This window comes from Pseudomonas frederiksbergensis (assembly GCF_001952935.1).
Taxonomy (GTDB): domain Bacteria; phylum Pseudomonadota; class Gammaproteobacteria; order Pseudomonadales; family Pseudomonadaceae; genus Aquipseudomonas; species Aquipseudomonas frederiksbergensis.
This window is the reverse complement of record NZ_CP018319.1, coordinates 349155-374341: the sequence shown is the minus strand read 5'-3', so window position 1 is coordinate 374341 and position 25187 is coordinate 349155. Positions and strand designations below refer to the sequence as shown.

The window sequence follows — 25187 nt, the reverse complement described above, 5'->3', positions numbered from 1 at the left end:
GAATACGGCTTCTCTGACACACCGTAATCAGCGATTTGGGGCCGCTTCGCGACCCAACGGGGATAAATCCCCTCGCGACAGGTCGCTCCCACTGGGGGGCGCCGTAACACCCACTAATAAAGACAATAGGGGTCGTCATGGATCAACCCAGTGCAAGCCCGCAGCGTAGTTACACCCGTGGTTCCCAGGACAAAGCCTTGCTGGCGATGACCATCGGCCAGGCGTTCGATAACACCGTCGCGCAATACCCGACCGGGGAGGCGCTGGTCGTGCGCCATCAACAGTTGCGCTACACCTGGCAGCAACTGGCCGAAGCCGTGGATCTGCATGCCAAAGCGCTGTTGGCGCTGGGCTTGCAGGCCGGTGATCGTCTGGGTATCTGGGCACCGAACTGTGCGCAATGGTGTATCAGCCAGTTCGCCAGCGCGAAAATCGGCGTAATTCTGGTCAACATCAACCCGGCCTACCGCAGCTCCGAACTCGAGTACGTATTGAAGCAATCCGGTTGCCAATGGCTGGTTTGCGCCGGTGCCTTCAAGACCTCCGACTATCACGGGATGCTGCAGGGCCTCGTTCCCGAACTGGCTGAGCAATCCATCGGAAAATTGCAGAGCGAACGCTTGCCAGAGCTGCGCGGTGTCATCAGCCTTGATGCTCAGCCGCCATCGGGTTTCCTGCCGTGGTCGCAATTGACCGATCTTGCGGGAAGCGTGTCGGCGCAGCAGTTGAGCGAACGTCAAAACAGCCTGCATTTCGACCAGGCGGTAAACATCCAGTACACCTCCGGCACCACCGGCTTCCCCAAGGGCGCGACCCTCAGTCACTACAACATTCTCAATAACGGTTACATGGTCGGCGAAAGCCTCGGCCTGACCGCGAGTGATCGTCTGGTCATCCCGGTGCCGCTGTATCACTGCTTCGGCATGGTCATGGGCAACCTCGGTTGCATGACGCACGGCAGCACCATGATTTACCCCAACGATGCGTTCGATCCACTGCTGACCCTGACCACCGTCGCCGAAGAAAAGGCCACCGCGCTTTACGGCGTACCGACCATGTTCATTGCCATGCTCGATCAGCCAAAGCGTGCTGAGTTCGATCTGTCGAGTCTGCGCACCGGGATCATGGCCGGGGCGACCTGTCCGATCGAAGTGATGCGTCGGGTCATCAGTGAAATGCACATGAGCGAAGTGCAGATTGCCTACGGCATGACGGAAACAAGTCCGGTGTCATTGCAGACTGGTCCGTCAGACGAACTGGAATTGCGTGTTACCACCGTCGGCCGCACCCAGCCGCAATTGGAAAGCAAGATCATCGACGAAGCGGGCAACCTGGTGCCGCGCGGCACTATCGGTGAGCTGTGCACCCGCGGCTACAGCGTGATGCTCGGTTACTGGAACAATCCGCAAGGCACCGCCGAGGCCATCGATCAGGCCGGCTGGATGCACACGGGTGATCTGGCGAGCATGAACGACGAAGGCTACGTATGCATTGCCGGACGCAACAAGGACATGATCATCCGCGGCGGTGAGAATGTTTACCCGCGGGAGCTGGAAGAATTCTTCTTTACCCACCCGGCGGTGGCGGATGTGCAAGTGATCGGGATTCCGTGCTCGCGGTATGGCGAAGAGATTGTCGCCTGGATCAAATTCCATCCGGGCCACAGTGCTACCGAGCAGGAGCTGCAAGCGTGGTGCAAGGAACGCATCGCGCACTTCAAGACACCGCGTTACTTCAAATTCGTCGATGAGTTTCCGATGACCGTGACCGGGAAGATCCAGAAGTTTCGGATGCGGGAAATCAGTATCGAGGAATTGCGCGGTAATCACGCCTGACCACCATTCCTTGTGGGAGCGAGCCTGCTCGCGATGACGGCAGCACATCCAATATAGATGTCGACTGAACCACCGCTATCGCGAGCAGGCTCGCTCCCGCAGGGGGGGCAGCGGAAATGGCAAACACCAGAAAGCACAAAGGGGAGCCGAAGCTCCCCTTTAATTTTGTCGTTACGTGCTCTTTTTTTATTATTGAGGGGCGGTCTGTTGTTGTTTTTGGAAACCGTGACCCTTTACCGCTGTTTTTGTCGATCCCCATCCGGGATCAAGAGCAAACGTATTTTTTTGAGCGCTGATCTACTTTTTCGCCAAGCGATCCAACCAGTTCGGGAGCTACCTGAAGGTAGTTTTATTGTTCTCTGCCCGGTTGCGGGTTACTCCGAAAAGCACCCTGAAAAGCACATCCTCTCCAAAAAAATCTGTTAGCTGCGTCTCTGCCGTGTTGTTTTTGTTATGTCAGAGTCGTTACGTCTTATTTTTATTAGGTTTGCCGCTTTTTTTGTTCTTGTTATGCCATAGAGATAGCAGAAGCCGTGCCAACTTTTAAAAGTCCTTTAAAAACAATTAGTTGTGAATTTATAGGATTTTTCGTTCTGGCAAAACCCAACGATTTGTTTCCGTGTTACTCGCTTGCCCCCCACGTTTCAGACGCAGCGGTAACACCCGGACACATCCGCCCACTCACTGTGCGCTACGAGCCTTGGCCACGCGCGAACCGGTCGCTCGCCCCAGCACCGTGCAAATCTGCTGACCGGCCAGAATCAACGCGTCCAGGTCGATACCGGTTTCGATACCCAGGCCGTTGAGCAGGTAAACCACATCTTCGGTCGCGACGTTACCGCTGGCGCCCTTGGCGTAGGGGCAGCCGCCGAGGCCGGCGATGGAGCTGTCGAACACCGAGATACCTTCCAGCAGGCTGGCATAAATGTTGGCCATGGCCTGGCCATAGGTGTCGTGGAAGTGCCCGGCGAGTTTTTCACGGGGTACATCGGCCGACACCACGTCGAACATCTTGCGGGTCGCGCCAGCGGTGCCGGTGCCGATGGTGTCGCCAAGGGAAACTTCATAGCAGCCCATCGCGTAGAGCTCACGAGCGACCCGCGCAACTTGCTCGGGCGCGACGTCACCTTCGTAAGGGCAGCCCAGCACACAGGACACGTAACCACGCACGCTGACACCGTGTTGCCTGGCGGCGTCCATGATCGGCACGAAGCGCTCCAGGCTTTCACTGATCGAGCAGTTGATGTTGCGCTGGGAAAACGATTCCGACGCGGCAGCGAAGACCGCGACTTCCTTGACCCCGGCTGCGATGGCGTCTTCAAACCCGCGCAGGTTGGGGGCGAGTGCACCATACGTCACCCCAGGCTTGCGCTGGATCTGAGCAAAGACGTCGGCGGAACCGGCCATTTGCGGCACCCATTTGGGCGACACGAAACTGCCGACTTCTATATAGCCGAGCCCGGCGGCGGTCAGCGCGTCGACCAGTTGCACCTTGTCCGCAACGCTGATGGGTTGGGCTTCGTTTTGCAGACCGTCGCGTGGGCCGACTTCGACCAGGCGTACGTGAGTGGGTAGGGACATGGGATTGACCTATTGTTATGGACGAACACTGTTCAAATGTGGGAGCGGGCTTGCTCGCGAAAGCCGACTTACATTCAACATTGATGTTGGCTGACTGATCGCCTTCGCGAGCAAGCCCGCTCCCACATTAGATTTGTGTAGACCTACTGAATGACCTGCTGGTTTTTGATCGTCTGTTCCAGCGCCTGGGTGCAACGCTCCTGCGCGGTGTCCAGCTCCAGCTTCATCTGTTCGATGTCGAGCATCTGCTGCTCCAGCTGTTCGCGGCGTTCGGCGATTTTGGTCAGCATGGTTTGCAGCTGTTTCTGATTGCCACCGGTGGGGTCGTAGAGTTCGATCAGCTCGCGGCATTCGGCAAGGGAGAAACCAATGCGCTTGCCCCGCAGGATCAGCTTCAGGCTGACTTTGTCACGGGGCGAGTAGATACGCTCCTGACCGCGCCGCTCGGGGCTGAGCAGGCCTTGCTCTTCATAAAAGCGAATGGCCCGGGTGGTGATGTCGAGCTCGCGGGCGAGGTCGGAAATGCTATAGGTCTGGCTGCTCATGGAAGCGCTCGAAAAAGGTCATGGCGCTAAGCTAATGGCAGGTTGACGTTTACGTCAAGGGGCGTGGATTTTTGCTGTCAGTGCCGGCCCCATCGCGAGCAGGTTCGCTCCTACATTCGACCGCATTCTTTCTGAAAGAACCGGGGTAAATGTGGGAGTGAGCCTGCTCGCGATGGGGGCGCCTCGGTCAAAAGTCCTACACCTTATCGAGCTTCTTCTCATGTGCCGTCACCTGCTGGCACAACTCGATCATCTGCTCGCGCATCCAGCGGTTGGCCGGGTCCTGGTCGGTGCTTTCGTGCCAATAGAGGTGGGTTTCCACCGGCGGCACATCGTTGACCGGCAGGTTCACCGAGTACAAATCATGGCGACGGGCAAAGCGTTCCGGCACGGTCATCACCATGTCGGTCTGCTGCAACACCTGGGATGCCATCAAGTAATGCTGGGATCGCAGGGCGATCTTGCGCTGGATGCCCATTTTGCCCAAGGCCAGGTCGACATGGCCCAGACCGCTACGGCGGCTGGAGATATGGATATGGGTCAGCGACAGGTAATCGTCGAGGGTGAACTTTTCTTTGCCTGCCAGCGGATGGCCCTTGCGCATGGCGCACACATAACGGTCTTCCATCAACTTGACGTGGCGCACTTGCGGGTCTGTATTGAGCGGCGCGTCGACAGCGAAATCAAGACGCCCGGCCGCCAGTTCCTTGGTGGTCTCGCGGCGCTTGGACAGGAAGCTTTCGATGATCACCGTCGGTGCCAGGCGACGCAGGCGCTGGAACAGCGGCGGCAGGATTACCGCTTCAGTGAGGTCGGTCATGCTGATGCGGTAGGTCTTGACCGCCTGCAACGGGTTGAAAATACGGCTTTCCTGCACCGACACCCGCAGCAGGGAGAGGGCGTTGCGCACCGGCCCGATAATGTTCTGCGCCATGGGCGTCGGGACCATGCCCTGAGCGGTGCGCACGAACAACGGGTCATTGAAGGTCTCGCGCAGACGGGCCAGGGCGTTCGAGACCGCCGGTTGAGTAATGCCGACAATCTGCCCGGCGCGGGTGAGGTTGGCTTCGGTGTAGATCGCGTCGAAGACGATGAAAAGGTTGAGGTCGACCTTGCTCAGATTCATTGCGCTGCACTCTTATTGTTGGGCTCTCGATCAGCCGATCATATATCGGTGATGAATGTTAATACACGCCGAGAATAGGCTAGGTAAATTTTCGTAGCTGTTCTAGCATCGATTGCATGACCTGAACAACTCATCAAAACCCTCAGTCAAAAGGTAGAGCTGCCCATGGATTTCGCTTATTCGCCCAAGGTGCAAGAACTGCGTGAGCGCGTGACCGCGTTCATGGATACCTACGTTTATCCCGCTGAAGCGGTGTTCGAGCGCCAGGTCGCCGAAGGCGATCGCTGGCAGCCGACGGCAATCATGGAGGAGCTCAAACTCAAGGCCAAGGCTGAAGGTTTGTGGAATTTGTTTCTGCCTGAGTCCGAACTCGGCGCCGGCCTGACCAACCTTGAGTACGCGCCGCTGGCCGAAATCATGGGCCGTTCGCTGCTGGGCCCCGAGCCGTTCAACTGCTCCGCGCCAGACACCGGCAACATGGAAGTGCTGGTGCGTTACGCCAACGAAGAGCAGAAGCAGCGCTGGCTCGAACCGTTACTGCGCGGCGAGATCCGCTCGGCGTTCGCCATGACTGAACCGGACGTGGCCTCGTCCGATGCCACTAACATGGCCGCCCGCGCCGTGCGTGATGGCGACGAGTGGGTGATCAACGGCAAAAAGTGGTGGACTTCAGGTGCCTGCGATCCACGCTGCAAGATTCTGATCTTTATGGGCCTGAGCGATCCTGACGCGCCGCGTCATGCGCAGCACTCGATGATTCTGGTGCCGGTGGATGCTCCAGGCGTGAAGATCGTTCGTCCGCTGCCCGTGTTCGGTTACGACGACGCCCCTCACGGCCACGCCGAAGTGCTGTTCGAAAACGTCCGTGTGCCGTACGAAAACGTCCTGTTGGGCGAAGGACGCGGCTTCGAAATCGCTCAGGGTCGCCTTGGCCCAGGGCGGATTCACCACTGCATGCGTTCAATCGGCATGGCCGAACGAGCATTGGAACTGATGTGCAAACGGGCGGTAACCCGTACTGCGTTCGGTAAGCCTTTGGCACGTCTGGGCGGCAATATCGATAAAATCGCCGACTCACGAATGGAAATCGACATGGCACGCCTGCTGACATTAAAAGCGGCGTACATGATGGACACCGTCGGCAACAAGGTTGCGAAAAGCGAAATCGCTCAGATCAAGGTTGTCGCACCGAACGTGGCCTTACGGGTGATCGACCGGGCGATCCAGATCCATGGTGGGGCAGGGGTGTCCAACGATTTCCCGCTGGCCTATATGTATGCGATGCAACGCACCTTGCGCCTGGCCGACGGCCCCGACGAAGTGCACCGCGCGGCGATCGGCAAGTTCGAGATCGGCAAGTACGTACCGAAAGAGATGATGCGCAGCAGTCACTAAGACAAGACCGCGACGCTTGTATCGCGGGCCTGATCAGGCTCGCGATAGCGTTGAGGCTGCATCAGTCAACAGCAGGCAACCCGTAGAATGCTCGCGCACACGCCGTGCTGTGAGCCGCCAGCTCTTCTTCGCTCTCCCCGCGATGCAACGCCACTTCCCGCAACACTTCGGTCAGATACGCCGGTTCATTGCGACCATTTTTCGGCTTGGGTCGCAGGCTGCGCGGCAACAGATACGGCGCATCGCTCTCCAGCATCAACCGTCCCCGCTTGATCTCTTTCACTAACGGATGCAGGTGCGTGCCCCGGCGCTCGTCGCAGATCCAGCCGGTGATCCCGATGTGCAAATCCAGATCGAGATAACTGAACAACGCCTTCTTTTCGCCCGTGAAGCAGTGCACCACGGCGGCCGGCAACTGATCACGATAATCGCGAAGGATTTCCAGCAAGCGCTGGCTGGCGTCGCGTTCGTGGAGGAACACCGGCAGTTGCAGCTCGACCGCCAACTCCAAGTGCTTTTCCAAAACTTTTTCCTGCTGCGGGCGCGGCGAGAAATCACGATTGAAATCCAGCCCGCATTCGCCGACCGCCACGACGTTTGGCTCCTTGAGCAAACTGCGCAGGCGCTGGGCGCTGTCGGCGTTCCAGTCGCTGGCGCTGTGGGGATGAATCCCGGCGGTGGCGAACAGCCGTTGAGTCGTTTCGTCCAGGTGCCGGCACAGTTCCAGCGCTTGCTCGCTGCCCTCGACACTGGTGCCGGTGAGCACCAATTGGCAGACCCCGGCCGCGTAGGCGCGGTCGAGTACAGCCTGGTGTTTGTCGGCAAAACTGGGATTGGTCAGGTTGACGCCGATATCGATGAGTTGCATGGTGCTACCTCGGACCAAAGGCCGGAAAGCATATCAGAGCTGTAGATTTATAAGAAAAGCCAAGAACTACAATGAGTTAAAGCTGTCTCTTGATGCCGCGAGACAGGTCAGGGTGGCCGTGGTGCCATCGCTGCGCCAGTCTTTCGCACTTTGCCAGCGCTCACGGCGCTCTGTTTCTGTCGTTCGATTTCATGAAAATTCTTGAAATCGGCCCAGTATTCTTTCTGGAGAGTGGATGACACGTCCCTCGGTTTTGCTACTGCTGTGTTGTTCGTTGCTGCTGCCGATGCCGGCGGTTGCGCGTCTGGCCGGACCGCTGCAAGCCGTGCCTGCGACCAAAGTCCGCGACTTGGCGGAAATCCGCAGCAGTCGGGTGTTGCGGGTGCTGGTCAACCAGAGCCGCAACAGCTCCGGTGAAGTCCAGGGTCAGGCCATCGGTGTTGAATACCACCGCTTGCGAGCCTTCGAGCAATACCTCAACGGTCACGCCCGTGACGGTCAGGAAATTACTCTCAAGATCATTCCCAAGGGCAAGGATCAACTGATCGGTGCTTTGCAGCGCGGTGAGGGTGATCTGGTCGCGCCGGGGGAGCTGCTGGACCTGCAACCTGGCCATGCGGTCAGCACCAGTAAACGGATTGCCAGCAACATCCCGATGATATTGGTCGGGATCAAAGGCGAGCGACGTTACACCCGTCTCGAACAACTCTCTGGCAAAACCCTGGCGTTGCCCACCGGCAGTGCCGCCGGGGATGCGGTCAGCCAGATCAATCAAAAGCTCGCGTTGCTCAAGCTGCCACCGGTGACCATCGAGTGGGTCGATCCCAGTCTGGCAGTCGAGGACGTGCTGGAAATGGTCCAGGGCGGAATCTTTCACCTGACGATCGTCGAGCAACCCATTGCCGAGCGCTGGGGCAAGATCCTGCCCAAGTTGCGTTTCGATCGGCAGGTGCTCATCAGTGAACCGGGCGAAGAGTTCTGGTTCGTGCGCCGTGACGCCTCAATGTTGCGCGCGAGCATTGATCGCTTCCTGACCGGTTACAAAAAACCATCGGATCAGGATGCCGCGTTCCTGCGGATCTATCGACGTCTGTATCAAGTGCACTATCCATTGGCCAAAGCTGATCGACAGCGTCTCGAGAAACTTCGACCGGTGCTGCAAAAACACGCCGAAGCCCAAGGCATGGACTGGTTGAATCTGGCGGCCCTGGCATTCAAGGAATCGGCCCTGCAACCCAATGCCCGCAGTGGCAGCGGCCCTACCGGGCTGATGCAGATTACCCCGTCCGCCGCCCAACGGGTGGGGGTCGACAACATTCAGAATCTCGATGCCAATGTGAAGGCCGGGGCCAAGTACCTGGCGATGATTCGTCGCAAGTTCTTTGCCAGTCCCAAACTCAACGAGCGCGAGCGCATGGCGTTCGTGCTCGCGGCCTACAACATGGGGCCGGAACGGGTTCAGGGCATGCGTGCCGAGGCTCGTCGGCGTGGTTTGAATCCCAATCAGTGGTTCTTCCAGGTTGAACGCATCGCCATGGAGCAGGTGGGTATGGGTGCCGTCAGCTATGTTAATAGCGTGAACAAGTATTACCTGGCGTTCGATCGGGAGCGGGAGTCGTTGGAGCCCCAAGGGCAGAAAGTTGCCTCACGCAAATAATCGAATAAACTGATTGTTATGGCGGATTAATTGCGCTTTTAACATGTGATTTACTGATTAATATAGCGGCCAACCAACACACACTGACAACGGATGACACAGCATGAGCACACTGATCAACAAGGTAATGTTTACCCGCGCCGGCTACGGCCTGACTGTCTTGCGGATTTTCGTCGGCATCATCTTCGCTGCCCACGGCTCGCAGAAACTTTTTGGGGCGTTCGGTGGTTACGGTCTGGCGGGCACCGCGCAATACATGGAAAGCATCGGCCTGGCGCCGGGCTACCTGATGGCGACGCTGGCCGGAGGTACCGAGTTCTTCGCCGGCCTGGCATTGATCATTGGCTTGCTGGTTCGCCCGGCGGCCTTCGGCCTGACCTTCCTCTCGCTGGTGGCAATCTTCTCGGTTCACCTTCCTAACGGTCTGTTCATGGCCAACAACGGTTATGAATTTGCCCTGGCGCTACTCGGCGGCAGCATCGCGGTGCTGATCGAAGGCGCCGGCAAGCTCTCGGCTGACCGCGCTATCGCCGGCTGACCGCTCTGGCTCAATGAAAAGGCCCGCATTGCGCGGGCCTTTTTGTTGCTCGTCATTCTTGACACTGTCCGGTCAGCTTCTCTAGGATGCTGCCCATGCGCCGATTTAAACAGCTACTTGCGGGGCGCCAGGTGACTCATTCAGTTGCCGATAGAAGCTTGAAACAGGCTTCGAAATACCGCTAAAGCGCTGGTTCGGTGTTGCCTCTCACCTGCCATGCAGACTTTTGAGGCAGAGACACGACACAATGAATGCACTAAGCCCTGTTATACGCCCCGCGCCGATCACGGCACACCTCACCCAGCGCAATCCAAAAATCCTGCTTGGCGGCAAACATCAGCCGACACTCTTGCGTTATCTCGATGGCTGGCCGCGTCGCACCGGTGGGCCAGCGGCCTTCCTGATCCAGTTTGTCGAAGAGGGTGAATCGCTGGCTCGATTTGCCAGCGACAGTTTCGATCTGGCGGTGATTCAATCGCCCAGCCTCGAGGACGCCCCCGAAGTGATCAAGCAACTGACTCGCGTTGCCCGACAGGGGTTGATTACCCGCCGTTGAGGTTTAGAGCGCTGCGGCTCAAAGATAATCGATAGCCACGATATAGACGCACTGTTCACCGGTCGGTGTCTGAACCCGAACCTCTGCGTCCAGCGCCTTGCCGATCAGGGCGCGGGCCAGCGGCGAATCGATGCTGATCAGGCCCAGTTTCAAATCCAGTTCATCCGGCCCGACGATACGGTAGCGCGCCTCTTTGCCGTCCTCGTCTTCGATCGTGACCCAGGCGCCAAAATAGACTTTGTTCGGATCGCTCGGTTTTTCACTGACGACTTTGAGCGCTTCCAGCCGCTTGGTGAGAAAACGTACGCGACTGTCGATTTCGCGCAGCATCTTTTTGCCGTAGGTGTATTCGGCGTTTTCCGAGCGATCGCCCTGTGCCGCGGCCTCGCTGACTGACTGTGTCACCTGGGGCCGCCGAACATGCCAGAGCTCATGAAACTCGGCCCGCATTCGCGCTTCACCTTCGGGGGTGATCAGCGCGGTGCCAGCGGGGCGGGGAGGGCGATAACGGCTCATGGCAACTTCTTGTGGTAGAGAGAGCTTGAGTCTATCAACCCTCGCGCAAGACTGTCAGGGGGCTGGCGTTCAGCGCACGGCGCGTACCAAACACACCGGCACCCCCGATCAGCACAGCACCGATCAGTGGCAGCACCAATAACCACGGATGCGGATGCCACGGCAGGTCGAAGGCGTAGCGGTAGAGCACCATACTCACCAGTTCCGAACCCAGCGCTGCCAACAATCCGCTGACCGCTCCAAGCAAACCGAATTCAATCCGCCGGGCCTTGACCAACAGTTGGCGCTCGGCCCCTAGCGCTCGCAACAAGGCGCCTTGGCGAATGCGTTCATCGAGCGTCGCCTGCAAGCCTGAAAACAACACCGCCATCCCCGCCGCCAACACGAACAACAGCACGTATTCCACCGCCAGGGTGACTTGGGCGAGGATGCTGCGCAGCTGTTCGAGCAAGGCTTCGACTTGCAAGATGGTCACCGCCGGAAACGCTCGGGACAGATCCACGATCTGCTGATCATGACCGGCCGCCAGATAAAAACTGGTCAGGTAGGTCGCCGGCAGATCCTTCAGTGTGCCGGGCTGGAAGATCATGAAGAAGTTAGGCTGGAAGTTGTCCCAGTTGACCTCCCGCAGGCTGGTGACCGTTGCTTCGCGATTGACGCCACCCACGGTAAACACCATGTGATCGCCGAGCTTGAGCTTCAGGCTTTCGGCAACTTTGCCTTCCACCGATACGCCGGGAATTTCATCCGGGGGCTGTTCGGCCCACCAGTTACCCGCAGTGAGTTTGTTGCCCGTCGGCAAATCCGCCGCCCATGTCAGGCTCAGGTCGCGCTGGATCGCTCTATCACCGGCCGAGTCCTTGCTGACGATTTCCTGAACCGGCTCACCGTTGACGCTGATCAGCCGTCCAGGTACCACCGGATAGAGCGGCGCCGATTGTGCCGACAGTTCGATCAGGCGATCGGTAAACGCCTGTTTGTCCGCCGGCAGGATGTTCAGCGCGAAGTAGTTGGGCGCGTTTTTCGGCAGCTGGTTCTGCCAGGTGTCCAGCAACTCGCCACGCAGCAGAGCGATCAACGCCATCGACAGCAGAATCAAGCCAAAGGCAAGGGATTGACCGGCGGCCGCCAGTGGATGACGCAGCAATTGGCCCAGCCCGAGGCGCCACGGCAAAGAGGCGCGCGCCAGCATTCGGCGCAGACTCTTCAGAAGCAGCAACAACAAGCCGCCAAGGATCAGCGCTGCGATCACGCCACCACCAAGCAGGGCGAACGTCAGCAGCAGATCCAGGCTCAGACGCCACATGATCAGCCCAAGAGCGCCCAATGCCGCGCCGTACACCATCCAGGTGCTGGAAGGGATCGGCAACATGTCCCGACGCAACACCCGCAATGGTGGAACCCGGCCCAGTGCCGCCAGTGGTGGCAAGGCAAACCCTGCCAGCGCGACCAATCCGGTGCCAATCCCGGCAATGGCGGGAAACAGACCGCCCGGTGGAACGTCGGTCGGTAATAAATCATGCAGCAGCGCGAACAGCCCCAGCTGCGCGAACCAGCCGATGAGGGCGCCGCAGAAACTGGCGAGCAGTCCGAGTACTGTCAGCTGCAAACTGAACAGCACCATGGTTTCCCGCCGAGACAGACCCAGGCAACGCAGCAATGCACTGGCATCGAATCGGCGGGTAGCGAAGCGTGTCGCCGACAACGCCACCGCCACACCGGATAGCAGAACCGCCACCAAGCTGGCCATATTCAAGTAACGCTCGGCCTTGCCCAGGGCGCCGCCGATCTGTCGGTTGCCATCGCGGGCATCCTGCAGGCGCTGGTTGGCGGCCAGGCCGGGTTTGATCAATTGACGATAGGTTTCCAGCGCCTCGGCTTTACCGCGCCAGAGTTCGCGGTAACTGACCCGGCTGCCGGGTTGCACCACGCCGGTCGCGGCGAGGTCGCTGAGGTTGATCAGCACCCGTGGCGTCAGGCTGTAGAAGTTGCCGGCGCGGTCCGGCTCATAGGTCAGCACTCGCGCCAGTTTGAGGGTTCGCATGCCGACGTCGATGCTGTCGCCGATCTTCAGGTCCAGCGCCGTCAACAGTCGTGCTTCGACCCAGGCCTCACCGGGTTTCGGTCCGCCACCGGATTCTTCCGGGGTGAAGGGCTCAGGGGCGCTTTTCAGTTCGCCGCGCAATGGGTAGACGTCGTCGGCAGCTTTGATACTGGACAACTGAATGCCATTGTCAGTGGCGATGACGCTGGAAAACTCCACCACTTGAGCGTGTTCGAGGTCCAGCTCCGTGCCGCTTTTAATTTGTTCGGGGCGTGCGGGAGAGCTACCTTCAAGCAGCAAGTCGGCCCCGAGAAACTCGGTGGCACGCAGCATCATGGCGCCGTTCAGGCGGGCGCCGAAGTAGCCGATGGCGGTACTCGCCGCCACAGCCACCAGCAAGGCAAAGAACAACACGCGCAACTCACCGGCGCGGGCGTCGCGCAGCAGTTGGCGGATGGCAAGACTGAACAGGCGCAACAGCGGCAGGCGTGCCATTAAACCTCCAGAGGCGGGACGAGCAGGCCGGCGTCAAGGCGGATCAGGCGTCGGCAACGATGTGCCAGGCGTTCATCGTGGGTCACCAGCACCAGGGTCGTGCCACGTTCCTGATTGAGTTCGAACAGCAGATCGCTGATGCGCTCGCCGGTATGGCTGTCGAGGTTGCCGGTGGGTTCGTCGGCAAACAGCACATCGGGCTCGGCGGCAAAGGCTCGGGCAATCGCCACGCGCTGTTGTTCCCCGCCGGAGAGCTGGCGGGGCGAATGGGTCAGGCGTTGGCCCAGCCCGACGCGTTGCAGCAGTTCGGTGGCACGCGCACGGGCGTCCTTGCGGCCATCGAGTTCCAGCGGCAGCATCACGTTTTCGAGAGCGTTGAGGCTGTCCAGCAACTGGAACGATTGAAAGACAAAACCCACATGCTCGGCGCGGATGCGCGCCCGTTGGTCTTCATCGAGATTGCTCAGGGCTTGACCCGCGAGCGTGACTTCACCGCTGCTCGGCAGATCGAGACCGGCGAGCAGGCCCAGAAGGGTGGATTTGCCCGAACCGGAGGCACCGACGATGGCCAGACTGTCGCCCTTGTTCAGTTTCAGGCTCAGTTCGTGCAGGATAGTCAGTTCACCTTCCGCGCTGGGAACCACTTTGCTGAGGTTCTTCGCGGTGAGAATGCTTGCGCCCATGGAGAATCCGATGCGTGTGTGGTTTTTGAGTGCTGGCCTGGCCTTGATGTGCATGGCCCAGAGCGCAGCGGCGGGTACTGTCCTGATCGTTGGCGATAGTATCAGCGCGGGTTTCGGGCTGGATACCCGGTTGGGGTGGGTATCCCTACTTGAGGACCGGCTCAAGCGCGAAGGTTTCGACGATAAGGTAGTCAATGCGTCCATTGGCGGCGACACCAGCGCCGGAGGCCGGGCGCGCCTGCCCGCGCTGCTTGCAGAGCATAAGCCTGAGCTGGTAATCCTCGAGTTGGGCGGTAACGATGGCCTGCGCGGATTGCTGCCAACACAATTGCAACAAAACCTTGCAGCAATGATCGACAGCTCCCGCGCCAGTGGCGCCAAGGTGCTGCTACTCGGCATGCAATTGCCACCCAACTACGGCGTTCGTTATACCGAGGCCTTCGCGAAGGTCTACAGCACGTTGGCCGAGGAGAAAAAGATCCCCCTGGTGCCGTTTTTTCTCGACGGCGTAGGCGGTCATCCAGACTTGATGCAAGCCGACGGCCTGCACCCGACTGTCGGGGCTCAGGGCAAGTTGCTGGAAAATGTCTGGCCTACACTGAAACCGCTGCTTTGACGCTTTTCTAGCGGCGGTGTTTCGGCTAAGGTGGCGCCCCCGATTTGGAGCCCCCGATGCCGCGTCCTGCCTGGTCACTTTTTGCCTACCAACTGATCGAGCCTGACGAACAGCTGGATCTGTTTGCCTGCCAGGAAGTGCGGGTACATCTGGTGACCCGTCAGCTGGAGTTGGGCGGCTCGGCGGACCGGACCTTGTGCGGCAGCCTGTTGCCAGCACAACCGCGCTGGTCGAGCGTCGATCGCCGTGTGTTCCAGGACCAGCGTCTGTGCTCGCTGTGCCGGGCCATTCTGGAATCGCAAAAACGCGGCACCTCGCCGATCTGGCCGGAACTGCGTTTCGAGCTTTAGAATCCGATAGATTGCTTGCTATCGGTCAACTCCCCGAATTTCCAGATGCCGGTGTACAATCCCGTTTTTATACCCTTGTCGATCATGCGAAGGATTTTCCGGATGTTGCCGCGCTTTCCTGCCGTCACCCGCTACCTGTCTCTCGCCGCCCTCTGTGTGGCGGGTCCCGTAGCAGCATTGGAGCTGCCCCTGCCACCGCCCGGTGAAGACATCATCGGTCAGGTCCAGGTGATCAAGGCCAAGTACGAAGATACCTTCGCCGACCTTGGTACCACCTACGATCTGGGCTATTCGGAAATGGTCGCGGCCAACCCAGGCGTCGATCCATGGCTGCCGGGCGCTGGCACCGAAGTGGTGCTGCCGACGCGTTTCATCCTGCCACCTGGCCCGCGTGAAGGCATCGTCATTAACCTGGCCGAGTACCGCCTCTATTACTTCCCCAAAGGCCGGAACGTGGTGTACACCTTCCCGCTGGGTATCGGCCGTGAAGGCTGGGGTTCGCCGATTGCCCATACCAGCATCATCGCCAAGACGCCGAACCCGACCTGGACCCCTCCAGCGTCGATCAAGGCCGAACACGCCGCCGATGGCGACCCGTTGCCGAACGTGGTGCCGGCCGGCCCGGACAACCCGCTGGGGCCGTTCAAGTTCACGTTGGGCACGCCGGGCTACCTGATCCACGGTTCGAACAAGAAGTTCGGCATCGGCATGCGCACCAGCCACGGTTGCTTCCGCATGTTCAACAACAACGTGCTGGAAATGGCGAGCATGGTGCCGGTAGGCACGTCGGTGCGCATTATCAGCGACCCGTACAAGTTCGGTGTCAGTGGCGGCAAGGTGTATCTGGAAGCACACACGCCGCTGGACGACAAGGGCAACCCCTCTGTGGTCGACAAACACACCGCGGTGATCAACGCGATGCTCAAGCGTGAGGACATCACCAACAACCTGCGCATGGACTGGGATGTGGTCCGCGACGTGGTTGCGGCCGAAGATGGTTTGCCGGTGGAAATCGGAGTGCCGAATGCCTCGGCACCGATGGTGACGACTGCGCCGCTCGACCCGCTGCAGTAATGCAATGAAAGGAACCCGCCGATGCTGACTGCGTCGGCGGGTTTTTTATTGCCGGTATGAAATAGCGGGCAATAAAAAAGCCGACCCAAAAAATGGGTCGGCTTGATAACAATCCCGAGGGACTATTACTTGCGGCTAGCTTTGTCCAGCATGCGCAGTGCACGCTCGTTAGCTTCGTCAGCAGTCTGTTGTGCTTTTTGAGCAGCAGCCAGAGCTTCATCAGCTTTACGGTAAGCTTCGTCTGCACGAGCCTGGGAGCGAGCAGCTGCGTCTTCAGTAGCGGTCAGACGTGCTTCGGTTTCTTTCGATACGCTGCTGCAACCGGTAGCCAGAACTGCGGCCAGAGCCAGAGCAGAGAATTTCAGAACGTTGTTCATCGTGTTCCCCTTCAAGGACTTTCTATTAAGTTAGCTGTCTCCTCAGAGTGAGGAAATAGCCGGCGTACATACTACCCATTACTTGTCGTAAGTAAACTGACGTAAAGCAAGAAGCCAAAAAAATTGTAGGCGTTGATTCTTTTTCGAGCAACTTTTAACTGCATTGTTTAAAAAATACCCAGCTGGGAGGCCCGAGCTGAGCGAGCCGCCGAAGAAAAGTTCCGGGCGCCACGGCTCTTTTCCGAATCTTGGCCAAAGTCTGTCTAGATGGATTCGTCCACACTTTTGTTCGGATTCTGCGTGGCGCCTCTCATATCTTTCTCCATGTTGAGGTGACTTTAACAAAGGGCGCTCGTCTTAAGTCTCAACATCCGGCAATGTTCAGGCTGTCGATCTTCAGAGATCCTGGTCGAGCCGTCTCTGCGTAACCCGGAGCAGTACCCCCGCACTTAGCGTGATGACGAGCGTACCTTGAGCATTTCTGCCAATGGTGCCTACTATTTGATATGTGCTCGGTTGCGCGAGATGGGTGCAGTTCTTCTCGGTGTCCATTCAGGCACGGGGTGGCGTAGATGTTCCTTCGCCGGAAAAACATCGGTAAGGTAGGGGTCAGAATTCCAGACCCGCGAGGAGTAGTGATGAGCGAGGCGTTGTCCATCCACCATGACCAGGCTGGTCATCAGTTCGAGACCAATGTGGACGGTCATCGTGCCTACCTGACCTATATGGATCTGGGGAAACAGACCCTGGATATCTATCGCACCTTCGTGCCCAACGCGCTGCGTGGCCGCGGCATTGCGGCAGCCTTGACCGAGAAGGCGTTGGAGTACGCTGAGGAAATGGGTTACACCGTCATTCCATCGTGTTCCTACGTGGAACGCTACATGGAGCGCCACCAGCGGCATGCAGCCAAGCTGAGCCAGTAACCTTTCAAAGAATCGAACGCATAAAAAACGCCGGGTTAAGCCCGGCGTTTTTTTGTACGGCGAAAAGTGATCAGCTGCGATCGCGTTTTGGCAGCACATCCTTGAGCTTGGCATGCATGCTGCGCAAGGTGTTTTCGGTGGCGGTCCAGTCGATGCAGGCATCGGTGATCGATACGCCGTATTGCAGGTCGGCGAGGTCTTTCGGGATCGCCTGGCAGCCCCAGTTCAGGTGACTTTCGACCATCAGGCCGATGATCGACTGGTTGCCTTCGAGAATCTGGTTGGCGACGTTCTCCATCACCAGCGGTTGCAAGGCCGGGTCCTTGTTGGAGTTGGCGTGGCTGCAATCGACCATGATGTTCGGCTTGATCTTCGCTTTGTTCAGCGCTTGCTCGCAGAGTGCGACGCTGACCGAATCGTAGTTCGGCTTGCCGTTGCCACCGCGCAGTACCACGTGACCGTAGGCATTGCCCTTGGTGGTGACGATCGACACGCCACCTTCCTGGTTGATACCCAGGAAGCGGTGAGGGCTGGAAACCGATTGCAGGGCGTTGATAGCGACCGTCAGGCCGCCGTCGGTGCCGTTCTTGAAGCCGACTGCCGAGGACAGGCCGGAGGCCATTTCACGGTGGGTTTGGGATTCTGTGGTGCGCGCACCGATTGCCGACCAGCTGATCAGGTCCTGCAAGTACTGCGGGGAGATCGGGTCGAGGGCTTCAGTTGCGGTCGGCAGGCCCATCTCGGCCAGGTCCAGCAACAATTGACGACCGATGTGCAGACCGTCCTGAATCTTGAAGGAGTCGTCCAGGTACGGATCGTTGATCAAACCTTTCCAGCCGACGGTGGTGCGTGGCTTCTCGAAATACACGCGCATGACCAGATACAGGGTATCGGACACTTCAGCCGCAAGCGCCTTCAGGCGCTCGGCGTATTCGTGGGCAGCCTTGATGTCGTGGATCGAGCAAGGCCCGATGACAACAAACAGGCGGTGGTCGGTGCCATCAAGAATATTGCGAATGACTTCGCGGCCCTTGGTGACAGTGCGCAGGGCAGCGTCGCTCAAAGGGATGTCACGCTTGAGCTGATCGGGAGTGATCAGCGTCTCGTTGGAAGCGACGTTTAGGTCGTTGATCGGTAAATCAGCCATCGTTTACTCGTCAGGTCACGGGTGCCGGCCGCCAGCGAACCCGCGCGGCGGAGCACAGCAAATTAAGCGCGTCGGGGAGCAGAACCTTAGCGCGTTACACCGTGGCTCGACAATGGGCAGACACCGGTTTAAGGGGCATTCTCAATTAGTTTTCGCGGGGAAACCCCATTGAGAATGCTCCTGCTAATCCAGCAGGACCTGTGCAAATGCCTTGCGAACCGAGTCGTGAGAGAATTCTTCGGCATGTTCCTGGACCCATTCGAGGGCCAGGGCCTGCGTTTCCTGCAGGTCGTGATGCGCGTCATGCAGACGGCAGTAACGTTCGATCTGGCACACCTGCTCGCCCATCCGGGCGCTGAACATCATCTGTTCGTCAACGAAGGCGATGCCTACCAGATAACCGCGCTTGCGTCGCAGGCACCACGCAACATAGCCCAGAAAACGCATGTCGGGGTTCAACGTCGGCATGCGAATTTCCAGCGCCGTACCGTGGCGCCACGCCCGGTGATAATTGCAAGCCATGCCCCCGAGGCTGATAGTGTGCAGCTGTTGCCGTGAAATACACTCAGGTTTGAGCAACGTTAATTCGACGGGCACATCGTCAGGGTGAGGAATAAAACGTCCCATGAACACGGACTCCATGTGTCGGCCATCTGACATTGTTCCACCCAGTATAGTGGTCGAATCGGAACTGACTGATTTCGACGCCGACCAACGGCTGCTGGCGATGAGCGGTGTGTCGCTGGTCATTTTCACCAGCGTCGGCTGCGCCAGTTGCCGTTTTGCCCGTGAGCAATTGCCGCGACTCGATCTGGATGTCGATCGGCTTTGCTGGATCGATGCCGGGAACAATGGCGGGGTGGTCGAGCGTTACCAGGTTTTCTATTTGCCGGCGCTGTTTGTGGTGCGCGACGGTGAATTTTTCGGGGTATTAAAATCGCGCCTGACCCGCACGGAGCTCAATGCAGCCGTGGCTCAGGCGTTGAGTCGAATTGCAGAGGAGTTGCCATGATGGGGGCAGTGACCAAACCGACAATCGGTATTATCGGCACCGGTGCGATCGGCGGTTTTTACGGATTGATGCTGGCGCGTGCCGGTTTCGATGTGCATTTTCTGTTGCGCAGTGAGTTTTCGGCGGTGGCCGAGCGCGGATTGCGGCTCAACAGTGCAGTGCACGGCGCGCTGACATTGAATCCGGTTCAGGCGTATTCGAGTGCCGAAGACATGCCGCCCTGTGACTGGTTGCTGGTGGGCGCGAAAACCACCAACAACGCCCAACTGGCACCGACAATCATTCAAGCCGCGGCACCGAATGCCAAAGTGCTGCTGATGCAAAATGGCCTGGACGTTGAAGACAGCCTGCGAGCGTTGCTCCCCGAGTCGCTGCACGTGCTCGGTGGGCTCTGCTATATCTGCGTCCATCGCGACGGACCAGGCGTCATCACTCATCAGGCGCTCGGCGCGGTCAATGTCGGCTATCACAGCGGCCCAGCAACCGACCAGCAGGCGCGCATGGCGATTGTCGAGGAGGGTGCCGGACTGTTCCGCGCCGCGGGCATCGACTCCCAGGCCATGGCGAACCTGCATCAGGCGCGCTGGCAAAAACTGGTCTGGAATATCCCCTACAACGGTCTGTCGGTGCTGCTCGGGGCCAGTACCACGCCGTTGATGGCCGATGCCGACAGTCGGGAATTGATCAAGGCGCTGATGGCTGAAGTGGTTCAGGGCGCAATCGCCTGTGGTCACGACGTACCGGCCGGTTATGCCGATCATCTGTTCATGATGACCGAGAAAATGCCGGACTATTGGCCGAGCATGTACCACGACTTTCTGCACAAACGACCGCTTGAGCTGGAGGCCATTTACGCCCGGCCGCTGGCGGCAGCGAAGGCCGCAGGGTGCGAGTTGCCGCGAATCGAAGCCTTGTATCGCAGTTTGAGTTTTATCGATCGACGTAACACCTGAGTCGATCAACCTGAGGGGGAAGGGCATGGCAAAGACTATCGACGACAAACTGGTGCTGGCGATTTCTTCGCGTGCGCTGTTCGACCTGAGCGAAAGCCACAAGGTCTATCTGTCGAGCGGCGTCGAAGCCTATCGGCAATATCAGATCGAACACGAGGACGAAATCCTCGAGCCCGGTGATGCATTTCCCTTGGTACAGAAACTCCTCAACTTGAACGCCAGCCTTGGCCGCGCCCGGGTCGAGGTGATCCTGGTGTCGCGCAACAGTGCCGACACCGGCCTGCGGGTTTTCAATTCGATCCACCACTATGGCCTGGCGATTTCCCGCGCGGCGTTTGTCGGCGGACGAAGTCCTTATCCGTACCTCAAGGCCTTCGGCTGTGACCTGTTTTTATCGACGCATGCCGAAGACGTGCGCAGTGCGCTGGATGCCGGGTTCGCCGCGGCGACCATTCTGTCGGGTGGCGCCAGCCGTGCGGCCAGTGATGAATTGCGCATTGCTTTCGATGGTGACGCGGTGCTGTTTTCCGACGAATCGGAGCGCGTCTATCAGTCCGGCGGCCTGGAAGCGTTTCAGGCCAGCGAGCGTGAGGCTGCCCGCGAGCCCCTGCGCGGCGGGCCGTTCAAAGGCTTCCTCGCCGCCCTCAATCTGTTGCAACGCGAGTTCCCGGAAGACGCCTGTCCGATCCGCACCGCACTGGTGACCGCGCGGTCGGCGCCGGCCCATGAGCGAGTGATTCGTACCTTGCGCGAATGGGACATTCGTCTGGACGAGTCGCTGTTTCTCGGCGGCCTGACCAAGTCGGCGTTTCTCGAAGCCTTTGCCGCCGACGTGTTTTTCGACGATCAGGCGGGTCATTGCGAGTTGGCCCGCGAGGTGGTCGCCACCGGACATGTGCCGCACGGCATAAGCAACGAGCAAAAGGTTTAAGCCCACGCTTCAACGCGTTGCGCGAAACGCCGCACTCGCCAAGGCACTGCTAAGCTGAATCAATCTCCGCCATGTCGGCACTCGAGGAGGTCATATGATTCATTCGATGCTGTACGCCACTGACCTCGGCTTGTACGCGCCTTTGGTCATGCAGCATGCCTTGGCGCTGGCGCGCACATTCAATGCCGATCTCTACGTAGTGCATGCCGTTGAACCGATGGGGCTGTTCGCCGAGTCGGTGCTTCAGAGTTACCTCGATGAGCAGTCGTTGAACGAGTTTCACAGTCAGGGCCTGAATACGGTGATCGCCAATATCGAGCATCGGGTGCTCGATAGCTTTCGTGAAGAGTTGGGGGATGAAGGGGAGCAGGACCTTGAGCGGATCAAAGCAGTACGGGTGCTTCAGGGCGATCCGTCCCAGGTGATTCTCGACCAGGCGCAGAAACTCTCCGTGGATTTGTTGATCGTAGGAAGTCATAGCCATGGTGCTGGCGCGGAAACGCCTTTGGGGCGGACTGCGGCGCGGGTGTTGCAACTGTCGCGGGTACCGGTCTATCTGGTGCCGCTGGTGGAACGTCGTCGGCAAGGGGATCGTTAGTGTTCCTGCCTCGCATTCACGGGGCAGGACACCAGAACACGAATAGTGGCAGTTTGATAAAAAAGTTCTAGATTTATTCTTCAAACCATTAATATAGTTATATACCGTCGCTGATGCCCGTGGCGTCTACCTGCTTTGAGGGATTCATATGAAGCTTCAACAACTGCGCTACATCTGGGAAGTGGCGCACCACGACCTCAACGTTTCCGCTACAGCCCAAAGCCTTTACACGTCGCAACCGGGCATCAGTAAGCAGATCCGTCTGCTGGAAGACGAATTGGGGGTTGAGGTTTTCGCCCGCAGCGGCAAGCACCTGACCCGCGTCACCCCGGCCGGCGAGCGCATTATCACCACCGCCGGCGAGATCCTGCGCAAAGTTGAAAGCATCAAGCAGATCGCCCAGGAATTCTCCAACGAGAAGAAAGGCACCCTGTCGATCGCCACCACGCACACCCAGGCGCGTTATGCGTTGCCACCGGTGATCAGTAATTTCATCAAGCAATACCCGGACGTTGCCCTGCACATGCACCAGGGTTCGCCGATGCAGATCGCTGAAATGGCCGCTGACGGCACCGTCGATTTCGCCATCGCCACCGAAGCGCTGGAGCTGTTCGGTGATCTGGTGATGATGCCGTGCTATCGCTGGAACCGCTGCGTGGTCGTGCCTCAGGGCCACCCGCTGACCAAGCTGTCGAAGCTGACCCTCGAAGCCTTGGCCGAATACCCGATCGTGACGTACGTATTCGGTTTCACCGGTCGCTCGAAGCTCGACGAAGCGTTCAGCCATCGCGGCCTGACACCGAAAGTGGTGTTTACCGCCGCCGACGCCGACGTGATCAAGACGTATGTTCGCCTGGGGCTGGGCGTGGGTATCGTGGCGAAGATGGCGGTCGATGCCAAACTCGATAGCGATCTGGTCATGCTTGATGCCAGCGACTTGTTCGAATCCAGCATTACTAAAATCGGTTTCCGCCGCGGCACGTTCCTGCGTGGCTTCATGTGCGACTTCATCGAGAAGTTCGCCCCGCACCTGACCCGCGAAGTCATGGCCAAGGCGATCCAGTGCCACAACAAACAGGAACTGGAAGAGCTGTTCGACGGCGTCGAATTGCCGGTGCATTAATCTCCCGCGTCAGACCACCTCGGTAACAGAAAACTGTTGCCGAGCACCCGCCACCAGAATCTCCACCTCGTCCCCTTCGAACTTGCCCAGCAGACTCTTGCCCAGCGGTGAGCGAGGGGTGATGACGGTAATCCATTGCCCCACCAGATCAACCTTCAGCCCGGCCGCGTCAGGTGCCAGAAACAACCATTGCTCACGACCCTTTTCATCTTCCAGACCGAGCAGGGCGCCCACTTCGATGCCACGCTGATCGTCGTAAGGTCGCAGCGTCAGGTTCTGGCAAAGTGTCAGTGACTGCCGGATTTCCTCCACACGTTTGGCCTGCCCAGCTGCCAGGTAAGACGCCTCCAGACCCAGCGTGTCGTACTTGTTCTCAGCGATGTTTTCTTCGTGGGTCGCGGTTTCGTAAGCGGTTTGTGCGGCGCGCTCGGCGATGTCGAGGTCGATCCGCAGCTTGTCGAGAATCAGTTGGTGGACGGTCGGCTTGTGCATAGAGGACTTCTTGATCAATCGCAGAACTGCAGGACGTTGGCGCGGCTTTTTTCGCTCGGCGCAGTCTGGTCTTGTTGCAACCAGAACTGGCATTTTGGGTTGGACAGATTGCGTCCGGTGCTGCGAGCCTGATCCATACGTTGCTGCTGCTCGTTCTTGCGCAGGTTTTCTTCGTACTGATCGAATAATGGGCTCTGCGGTGGAATGTCCGGCACCGGTTGCGCCACCACCGGTGGTTTGGCCAGTTGCTGCACGGCTTCAGCCACGGGCGCCAGTTGTTCGCTGAACAACAGTCGAGAGGCGAGCCAGCACGTCAGCGCGATCGCGATAAACCCCAGCCACATTCCCAGGGCAATGCTGCCCGTCAGTTGCAAGGCGCTGAGCTGGATCAGCAGCGGGCGGCGCGGATTGGGACGGTTGGGCATGGCTGCCTCCTGGCGGGTGGTCGCGGGCGAGTGGCGATTGTCGCATGAAGATTAATCGCCGTCGGCTCTTCTGCACGGGGTAATTTATGAGGACAATCGGCGCCTTTGCCAACGGGAGCCTGGAATGCCTGAAATGCCTCAAGTAAAAAACTGCTGGCGCTGGGATATTTTTTGCGCCGTGGTCGACAACTTTGGTGACATCGGCGTGACCTGGCGTCTGGCCCGACAACTGGTGGCCGAACATTCGGTGGCGGTGCGCTTGTGGGTCGATGATTTGCGCGCCTTCGAGCGTTTGTGCCCGGACATCGACATCAATGCCTCACAGCAATGGCAGCAGGGCGTCGAAGTGCGTCAGTGGACGGCCGACTGGCAGCCCACTGAAGCCGCTGATGTGGTGATTGCAGCGTTCGCCTGCCAGTTGCCGAGTGCCTACATGGAGGCCATGGCCGAGCGGGAAAAACCGCCGCTGTGGATGAATCTCGACTACCTGAGTGCCGAGGACTGGGTCGTCGGCTGCCACGGCTTGCCGTCGGTGAAGTACAAGAGCGTACAAAAATTCTTCTTCTTCCCGGGGTTTCAAAAGGGCACCGGTGGCTTGTTGCGTGAAAGCGGATTGCTTGAGCGTCGTCAGCAGTTTCAGCAAAACCCCGAGGCTCAGCGAGAATTCCTCCAAGGCTTGGGGATCGATCCTGCGCAAGGTGCGCAGTTGATCTCGCTGTTTGCCTACGAAAATAAAGGGCTGGCCAGCTGGCTCGAGGCAATGGTTGCCGACTCGACGCCCACTCATCTGCTGGTGCCCGAAGGCCGGATTCTTGGGGATGTCGAACGTTGGCTCGGGGTGGACGGTCTGGTGGCCGGCGCGGTGCATGTGCGTGGTGAATTGACCGTGCAAGTGCTGCCGTTCGTCCGACAGGATCAATACGATCACCTGCTCTGGTGCTGCGATTTCAATGCCGTGCGCGGTGAAGATTCTTTTGTTCGCGCCCAATGGGCGGGCCGGCCACTGCTCTGGCACATCTATCAGCAGGACGAAGACATACATCTGGACAAGCTCGACGCCTTCCTCGCGCTGTACACCAAAGGCCTGTCCGAGCCTGCCCGCGAGGCGATCAGCGGTCTTTGGCGAGCGTGGAATGCGGGTGACAATATGACCGTGCACTGGCAATCGACCCGCAAACACTGGCCCGAACTGCAAAAACACGCCGAAGCGTGGTGTCTGGAACAAGCTTTGCAGGCAGATCTTGCCGCAGCGCTGGTACAGTTTTATGTAAATTGGATATGATACGCGGCCTAGATTTTTGTAAATCCCATCCAAATTCGGATA

The 25187-nt window shown here is 58.8% G+C and carries 27 protein-coding genes; 15 read left to right on the top strand and 12 right to left on the bottom strand.

The window, feature by feature from the left end; all coding sequences use genetic code 11:
• Positions 1–137 precede the first annotated feature (137 nt).
• Complete coding sequence (locus PFAS1_RS01900; protein ID WP_076027994.1) at positions 138–1835, top strand: AMP-binding protein; 1698 nt, start codon at positions 138–140, stop codon at positions 1833–1835.
• A 681-nt stretch (positions 1836–2516) separates the two neighbouring features.
• Here PFAS1_RS01900 and PFAS1_RS01895 read toward each other — a convergent pair.
• From PFAS1_RS01895 to PFAS1_RS01885, 3 genes are all read right to left on the bottom strand, one after another.
• Positions 2517–3416 (bottom strand): hydroxymethylglutaryl-CoA lyase, encoded by a 900-nt coding sequence (locus PFAS1_RS01895; RefSeq protein ID WP_076027993.1) that lies wholly within the window; start codon positions 3414–3416, stop codon positions 2517–2519.
• 143 nt (positions 3417–3559) lie between these two features.
• Positions 3560–3961 carry a MerR family transcriptional regulator gene (locus PFAS1_RS01890; protein ID WP_076027992.1) on the bottom strand — a complete coding sequence of 134 codons (402 nt, stop codon included), beginning with the start codon at positions 3959–3961 and terminating at the stop codon, positions 3560–3562.
• Positions 3962–4157: 196 nt separating this feature from the next.
• Positions 4158–5087 (bottom strand): LysR family transcriptional regulator, encoded by a 930-nt coding sequence (locus tag PFAS1_RS01885; RefSeq protein WP_008148497.1) that lies wholly within the window; start codon positions 5085–5087, stop codon positions 4158–4160.
• A 165-nt stretch (positions 5088–5252) separates the two neighbouring features.
• Between PFAS1_RS01885 and PFAS1_RS01880 the strand changes: the two genes are divergently transcribed.
• A complete protein-coding gene (locus PFAS1_RS01880) occupies positions 5253–6482 on the top strand; it encodes an acyl-CoA dehydrogenase (RefSeq protein WP_076027991.1) in 1230 nt (409 codons plus the stop codon).
• Between the two features lie 61 nt (positions 6483–6543).
• Here the strand turns inward: PFAS1_RS01880 and PFAS1_RS01875 are convergent, their stop codons facing one another.
• Entirely contained in the window at positions 6544–7350 is an 807-nt protein-coding gene (locus PFAS1_RS01875; RefSeq protein ID WP_076027990.1) for a TatD family hydrolase, read from the bottom strand.
• A 235-nt stretch (positions 7351–7585) separates the two neighbouring features.
• On the opposite strand from PFAS1_RS01875, the gene PFAS1_RS01870 reads away from it, so the two are divergent.
• From PFAS1_RS01870 to PFAS1_RS01860, 3 genes are all read left to right on the top strand, one after another.
• Positions 7586–9007 (top strand): MltF family protein, encoded by a 1422-nt coding sequence (locus tag PFAS1_RS01870; RefSeq protein WP_076027989.1) that lies wholly within the window; start codon positions 7586–7588, stop codon positions 9005–9007.
• A gap of 103 nt (positions 9008–9110) precedes the next feature.
• Positions 9111–9545 (top strand): DoxX family protein, encoded by a 435-nt coding sequence (locus tag PFAS1_RS01865; RefSeq protein WP_074878368.1) that lies wholly within the window; start codon positions 9111–9113, stop codon positions 9543–9545.
• Positions 9546–9792: 247 nt separating this feature from the next.
• Positions 9793–10101 carry a hypothetical protein gene (locus PFAS1_RS01860; RefSeq protein WP_046056997.1) on the top strand — a complete coding sequence of 103 codons (309 nt, stop codon included), beginning with the start codon at positions 9793–9795 and terminating at the stop codon, positions 10099–10101.
• An 18-nt stretch (positions 10102–10119) separates the two neighbouring features.
• On the opposite strand, the gene greB is transcribed toward PFAS1_RS01860, so the two are convergent.
• Genes greB through PFAS1_RS01845 form a run of 3 tightly spaced genes read right to left on the bottom strand, consistent with a single transcriptional unit; the run spans position 10120 to position 13839 of the window.
• Positions 10120–10617, bottom strand: coding sequence for a transcription elongation factor GreB (gene greB, locus PFAS1_RS01855; RefSeq protein ID WP_076027988.1), 498 nt, complete (start codon positions 10615–10617; stop codon positions 10120–10122).
• A gap of 34 nt (positions 10618–10651) precedes the next feature.
• Positions 10652–13156 (bottom strand): ABC transporter permease, encoded by a 2505-nt coding sequence (locus tag PFAS1_RS01850; protein ID WP_076027987.1) that lies wholly within the window; start codon positions 13154–13156, stop codon positions 10652–10654.
• The gene (locus PFAS1_RS01845) at positions 13156–13839 is read right to left on the bottom strand and encodes an ABC transporter ATP-binding protein (protein ID WP_074878361.1); all 684 of its coding nucleotides are present in this window, start codon (positions 13837–13839) and stop codon (positions 13156–13158) included. The genes PFAS1_RS01850 and PFAS1_RS01845 overlap by 1 nt, the downstream gene beginning before the upstream one ends.
• A gap of 10 nt (positions 13840–13849) precedes the next feature.
• Between PFAS1_RS01845 and PFAS1_RS01840 the strand changes: the two genes are divergently transcribed.
• The 3 genes from PFAS1_RS01840 (at position 13850) to PFAS1_RS01830 (ending at position 15879) form a co-directional block, all read left to right on the top strand.
• Positions 13850–14455 (top strand): arylesterase, encoded by a 606-nt coding sequence (locus tag PFAS1_RS01840; protein WP_074878360.1) that lies wholly within the window; start codon positions 13850–13852, stop codon positions 14453–14455.
• Positions 14456–14511: 56 nt separating this feature from the next.
• Positions 14512–14805 carry a hypothetical protein gene (locus PFAS1_RS01835; protein ID WP_003226812.1) on the top strand — a complete coding sequence of 98 codons (294 nt, stop codon included), beginning with the start codon at positions 14512–14514 and terminating at the stop codon, positions 14803–14805.
• Between the two features lie 102 nt (positions 14806–14907).
• Entirely contained in the window at positions 14908–15879 is a 972-nt protein-coding gene (locus PFAS1_RS01830) for a L,D-transpeptidase family protein (RefSeq protein ID WP_076027986.1), read from the top strand.
• Positions 15880–16004: 125 nt separating this feature from the next.
• Here PFAS1_RS01830 and oprI read toward each other — a convergent pair whose 3' ends face one another.
• Positions 16005–16256 (bottom strand): outer membrane lipoprotei OprI, encoded by a 252-nt coding sequence (gene oprI / locus PFAS1_RS01825; protein ID WP_002553018.1) that lies wholly within the window; start codon positions 16254–16256, stop codon positions 16005–16007.
• A gap of 638 nt (positions 16257–16894) precedes the next feature.
• Here oprI and PFAS1_RS01820 point away from each other — a divergent pair.
• Positions 16895–17182: a GNAT family N-acetyltransferase gene (locus PFAS1_RS01820; RefSeq protein ID WP_008057026.1), complete on the top strand. Its 288-nt coding sequence runs from the start codon at positions 16895–16897 to the stop codon at positions 17180–17182.
• A 70-nt stretch (positions 17183–17252) separates the two neighbouring features.
• Here PFAS1_RS01820 and PFAS1_RS01815 read toward each other — a convergent pair whose 3' ends face one another.
• Both PFAS1_RS01815 and PFAS1_RS01810 read right to left on the bottom strand, forming a co-directional pair.
• A complete protein-coding gene (locus PFAS1_RS01815; RefSeq protein ID WP_007899930.1) occupies positions 17253–18329 on the bottom strand; it encodes a 3-deoxy-7-phosphoheptulonate synthase in 1077 nt (358 codons plus the stop codon).
• Between the two features lie 183 nt (positions 18330–18512).
• Positions 18513–18956, bottom strand: a complete 444-nt coding sequence (locus PFAS1_RS01810) for a PilZ domain-containing protein (RefSeq protein ID WP_076027985.1) — start codon at positions 18954–18956, stop codon at positions 18513–18515.
• Here PFAS1_RS01810 and PFAS1_RS01805 point away from each other — a divergent pair.
• The 5 genes from PFAS1_RS01805 to cysB all read left to right on the top strand — a co-directional run bounded on the left by PFAS1_RS01805 (position 18955) and on the right by cysB (position 22946).
• Entirely contained in the window at positions 18955–19341 is a 387-nt protein-coding gene (locus PFAS1_RS01805) for a thioredoxin family protein (RefSeq protein WP_076027984.1), read from the top strand. The genes PFAS1_RS01810 and PFAS1_RS01805 overlap by 2 nt on opposite strands.
• Complete coding sequence (locus tag PFAS1_RS01800; RefSeq protein WP_076027983.1) at positions 19338–20294, top strand: putative 2-dehydropantoate 2-reductase; 957 nt, start codon at positions 19338–19340, stop codon at positions 20292–20294. Before PFAS1_RS01805 ends, PFAS1_RS01800 begins: the two co-directional genes overlap by 4 nt.
• Positions 20295–20319: 25 nt before the next feature.
• Positions 20320–21225 carry a 5'-nucleotidase gene (locus PFAS1_RS01795; RefSeq protein ID WP_074878349.1) on the top strand — a complete coding sequence of 302 codons (906 nt, stop codon included), beginning with the start codon at positions 20320–20322 and terminating at the stop codon, positions 21223–21225.
• A gap of 94 nt (positions 21226–21319) precedes the next feature.
• A complete protein-coding gene (locus tag PFAS1_RS01790; RefSeq protein ID WP_074878347.1) occupies positions 21320–21823 on the top strand; it encodes a universal stress protein in 504 nt (167 codons plus the stop codon).
• 148 nt (positions 21824–21971) lie between these two features.
• The gene (cysB, locus tag PFAS1_RS01785) at positions 21972–22946 is read left to right on the top strand and encodes an HTH-type transcriptional regulator CysB (RefSeq protein WP_008148549.1); all 975 of its coding nucleotides are present in this window, start codon (positions 21972–21974) and stop codon (positions 22944–22946) included.
• A 9-nt stretch (positions 22947–22955) separates the two neighbouring features.
• On the opposite strand, the gene PFAS1_RS01780 is transcribed toward cysB, so the two are convergent.
• Together PFAS1_RS01780 and PFAS1_RS01775 are read right to left on the bottom strand one after the other, a co-directional pair.
• Positions 22956–23438, bottom strand: a complete 483-nt coding sequence (locus tag PFAS1_RS01780) for a GreA/GreB family elongation factor (RefSeq protein ID WP_056740335.1) — start codon at positions 23436–23438, stop codon at positions 22956–22958.
• Between the two features lie 14 nt (positions 23439–23452).
• Positions 23453–23863: a hypothetical protein gene (locus PFAS1_RS01775; RefSeq protein ID WP_076027982.1), complete on the bottom strand. Its 411-nt coding sequence runs from the start codon at positions 23861–23863 to the stop codon at positions 23453–23455.
• A gap of 124 nt (positions 23864–23987) precedes the next feature.
• Here PFAS1_RS01775 and earP point away from each other — a divergent pair, with 124 nt between their 5' ends.
• A complete protein-coding gene (earP, locus tag PFAS1_RS01770) occupies positions 23988–25145 on the top strand; it encodes an elongation factor P maturation arginine rhamnosyltransferase EarP (RefSeq protein ID WP_076027981.1) in 1158 nt (385 codons plus the stop codon).
• Positions 25146–25187: the final 42 nt, after the last annotated feature.

Coding starts and splice junctions, on each gene's coding strand:
- PFAS1_RS01900 (WP_076027994.1), top strand. CDS start 138: ATGGATCAACCCAGTGCAAGCCCGCAGCGTAGTTACACCCGTGGTTCC.
- PFAS1_RS01895 (WP_076027993.1), bottom strand. CDS start 3,416: ATGTCCCTACCCACTCACGTACGCCTGGTCGAAGTCGGCCCACGCGAC.
- PFAS1_RS01890 (WP_076027992.1), bottom strand. CDS start 3,961: ATGAGCAGCCAGACCTATAGCATTTCCGACCTCGCCCGCGAGCTCGAC.
- PFAS1_RS01885 (WP_008148497.1), bottom strand. CDS start 5,087: ATGAATCTGAGCAAGGTCGACCTCAACCTTTTCATCGTCTTCGACGCG.
- PFAS1_RS01880 (WP_076027991.1), top strand. CDS start 5,253: ATGGATTTCGCTTATTCGCCCAAGGTGCAAGAACTGCGTGAGCGCGTG.
- PFAS1_RS01875 (WP_076027990.1), bottom strand. CDS start 7,350: ATGCAACTCATCGATATCGGCGTCAACCTGACCAATCCCAGTTTTGCC.
- PFAS1_RS01870 (WP_076027989.1), top strand. CDS start 7,586: ATGACACGTCCCTCGGTTTTGCTACTGCTGTGTTGTTCGTTGCTGCTG.
- PFAS1_RS01865 (WP_074878368.1), top strand. CDS start 9,111: ATGAGCACACTGATCAACAAGGTAATGTTTACCCGCGCCGGCTACGGC.
- PFAS1_RS01860 (WP_046056997.1), top strand. CDS start 9,793: ATGAATGCACTAAGCCCTGTTATACGCCCCGCGCCGATCACGGCACAC.
- greB (WP_076027988.1), bottom strand. CDS start 10,617: ATGAGCCGTTATCGCCCTCCCCGCCCCGCTGGCACCGCGCTGATCACC.
- PFAS1_RS01850 (WP_076027987.1), bottom strand. CDS start 13,156: ATGGCACGCCTGCCGCTGTTGCGCCTGTTCAGTCTTGCCATCCGCCAA.
- PFAS1_RS01845 (WP_074878361.1), bottom strand. CDS start 13,839: ATGGGCGCAAGCATTCTCACCGCGAAGAACCTCAGCAAAGTGGTTCCC.
- PFAS1_RS01840 (WP_074878360.1), top strand. CDS start 13,850: ATGCGTGTGTGGTTTTTGAGTGCTGGCCTGGCCTTGATGTGCATGGCC.
- PFAS1_RS01835 (WP_003226812.1), top strand. CDS start 14,512: ATGCCGCGTCCTGCCTGGTCACTTTTTGCCTACCAACTGATCGAGCCT.
- PFAS1_RS01830 (WP_076027986.1), top strand. CDS start 14,908: ATGTTGCCGCGCTTTCCTGCCGTCACCCGCTACCTGTCTCTCGCCGCC.
- oprI (WP_002553018.1), bottom strand. CDS start 16,256: ATGAACAACGTTCTGAAATTCTCTGCTCTGGCTCTGGCCGCAGTTCTG.
- PFAS1_RS01820 (WP_008057026.1), top strand. CDS start 16,895: ATGAGCGAGGCGTTGTCCATCCACCATGACCAGGCTGGTCATCAGTTC.
- PFAS1_RS01815 (WP_007899930.1), bottom strand. CDS start 18,329: ATGGCTGATTTACCGATCAACGACCTAAACGTCGCTTCCAACGAGACG.
- PFAS1_RS01805 (WP_076027984.1), top strand. CDS start 18,955: ATGAACACGGACTCCATGTGTCGGCCATCTGACATTGTTCCACCCAGT.
- PFAS1_RS01810 (WP_076027985.1), bottom strand. CDS start 18,956: ATGGGACGTTTTATTCCTCACCCTGACGATGTGCCCGTCGAATTAACG.
- PFAS1_RS01800 (WP_076027983.1), top strand. CDS start 19,338: ATGATGGGGGCAGTGACCAAACCGACAATCGGTATTATCGGCACCGGT.
- PFAS1_RS01795 (WP_074878349.1), top strand. CDS start 20,320: ATGGCAAAGACTATCGACGACAAACTGGTGCTGGCGATTTCTTCGCGT.
- PFAS1_RS01790 (WP_074878347.1), top strand. CDS start 21,320: ATGATTCATTCGATGCTGTACGCCACTGACCTCGGCTTGTACGCGCCT.
- cysB (WP_008148549.1), top strand. CDS start 21,972: ATGAAGCTTCAACAACTGCGCTACATCTGGGAAGTGGCGCACCACGAC.
- PFAS1_RS01780 (WP_056740335.1), bottom strand. CDS start 23,438: ATGCACAAGCCGACCGTCCACCAACTGATTCTCGACAAGCTGCGGATC.
- PFAS1_RS01775 (WP_076027982.1), bottom strand. CDS start 23,863: ATGCCCAACCGTCCCAATCCGCGCCGCCCGCTGCTGATCCAGCTCAGC.
- earP (WP_076027981.1), top strand. CDS start 23,988: ATGCCTGAAATGCCTCAAGTAAAAAACTGCTGGCGCTGGGATATTTTT.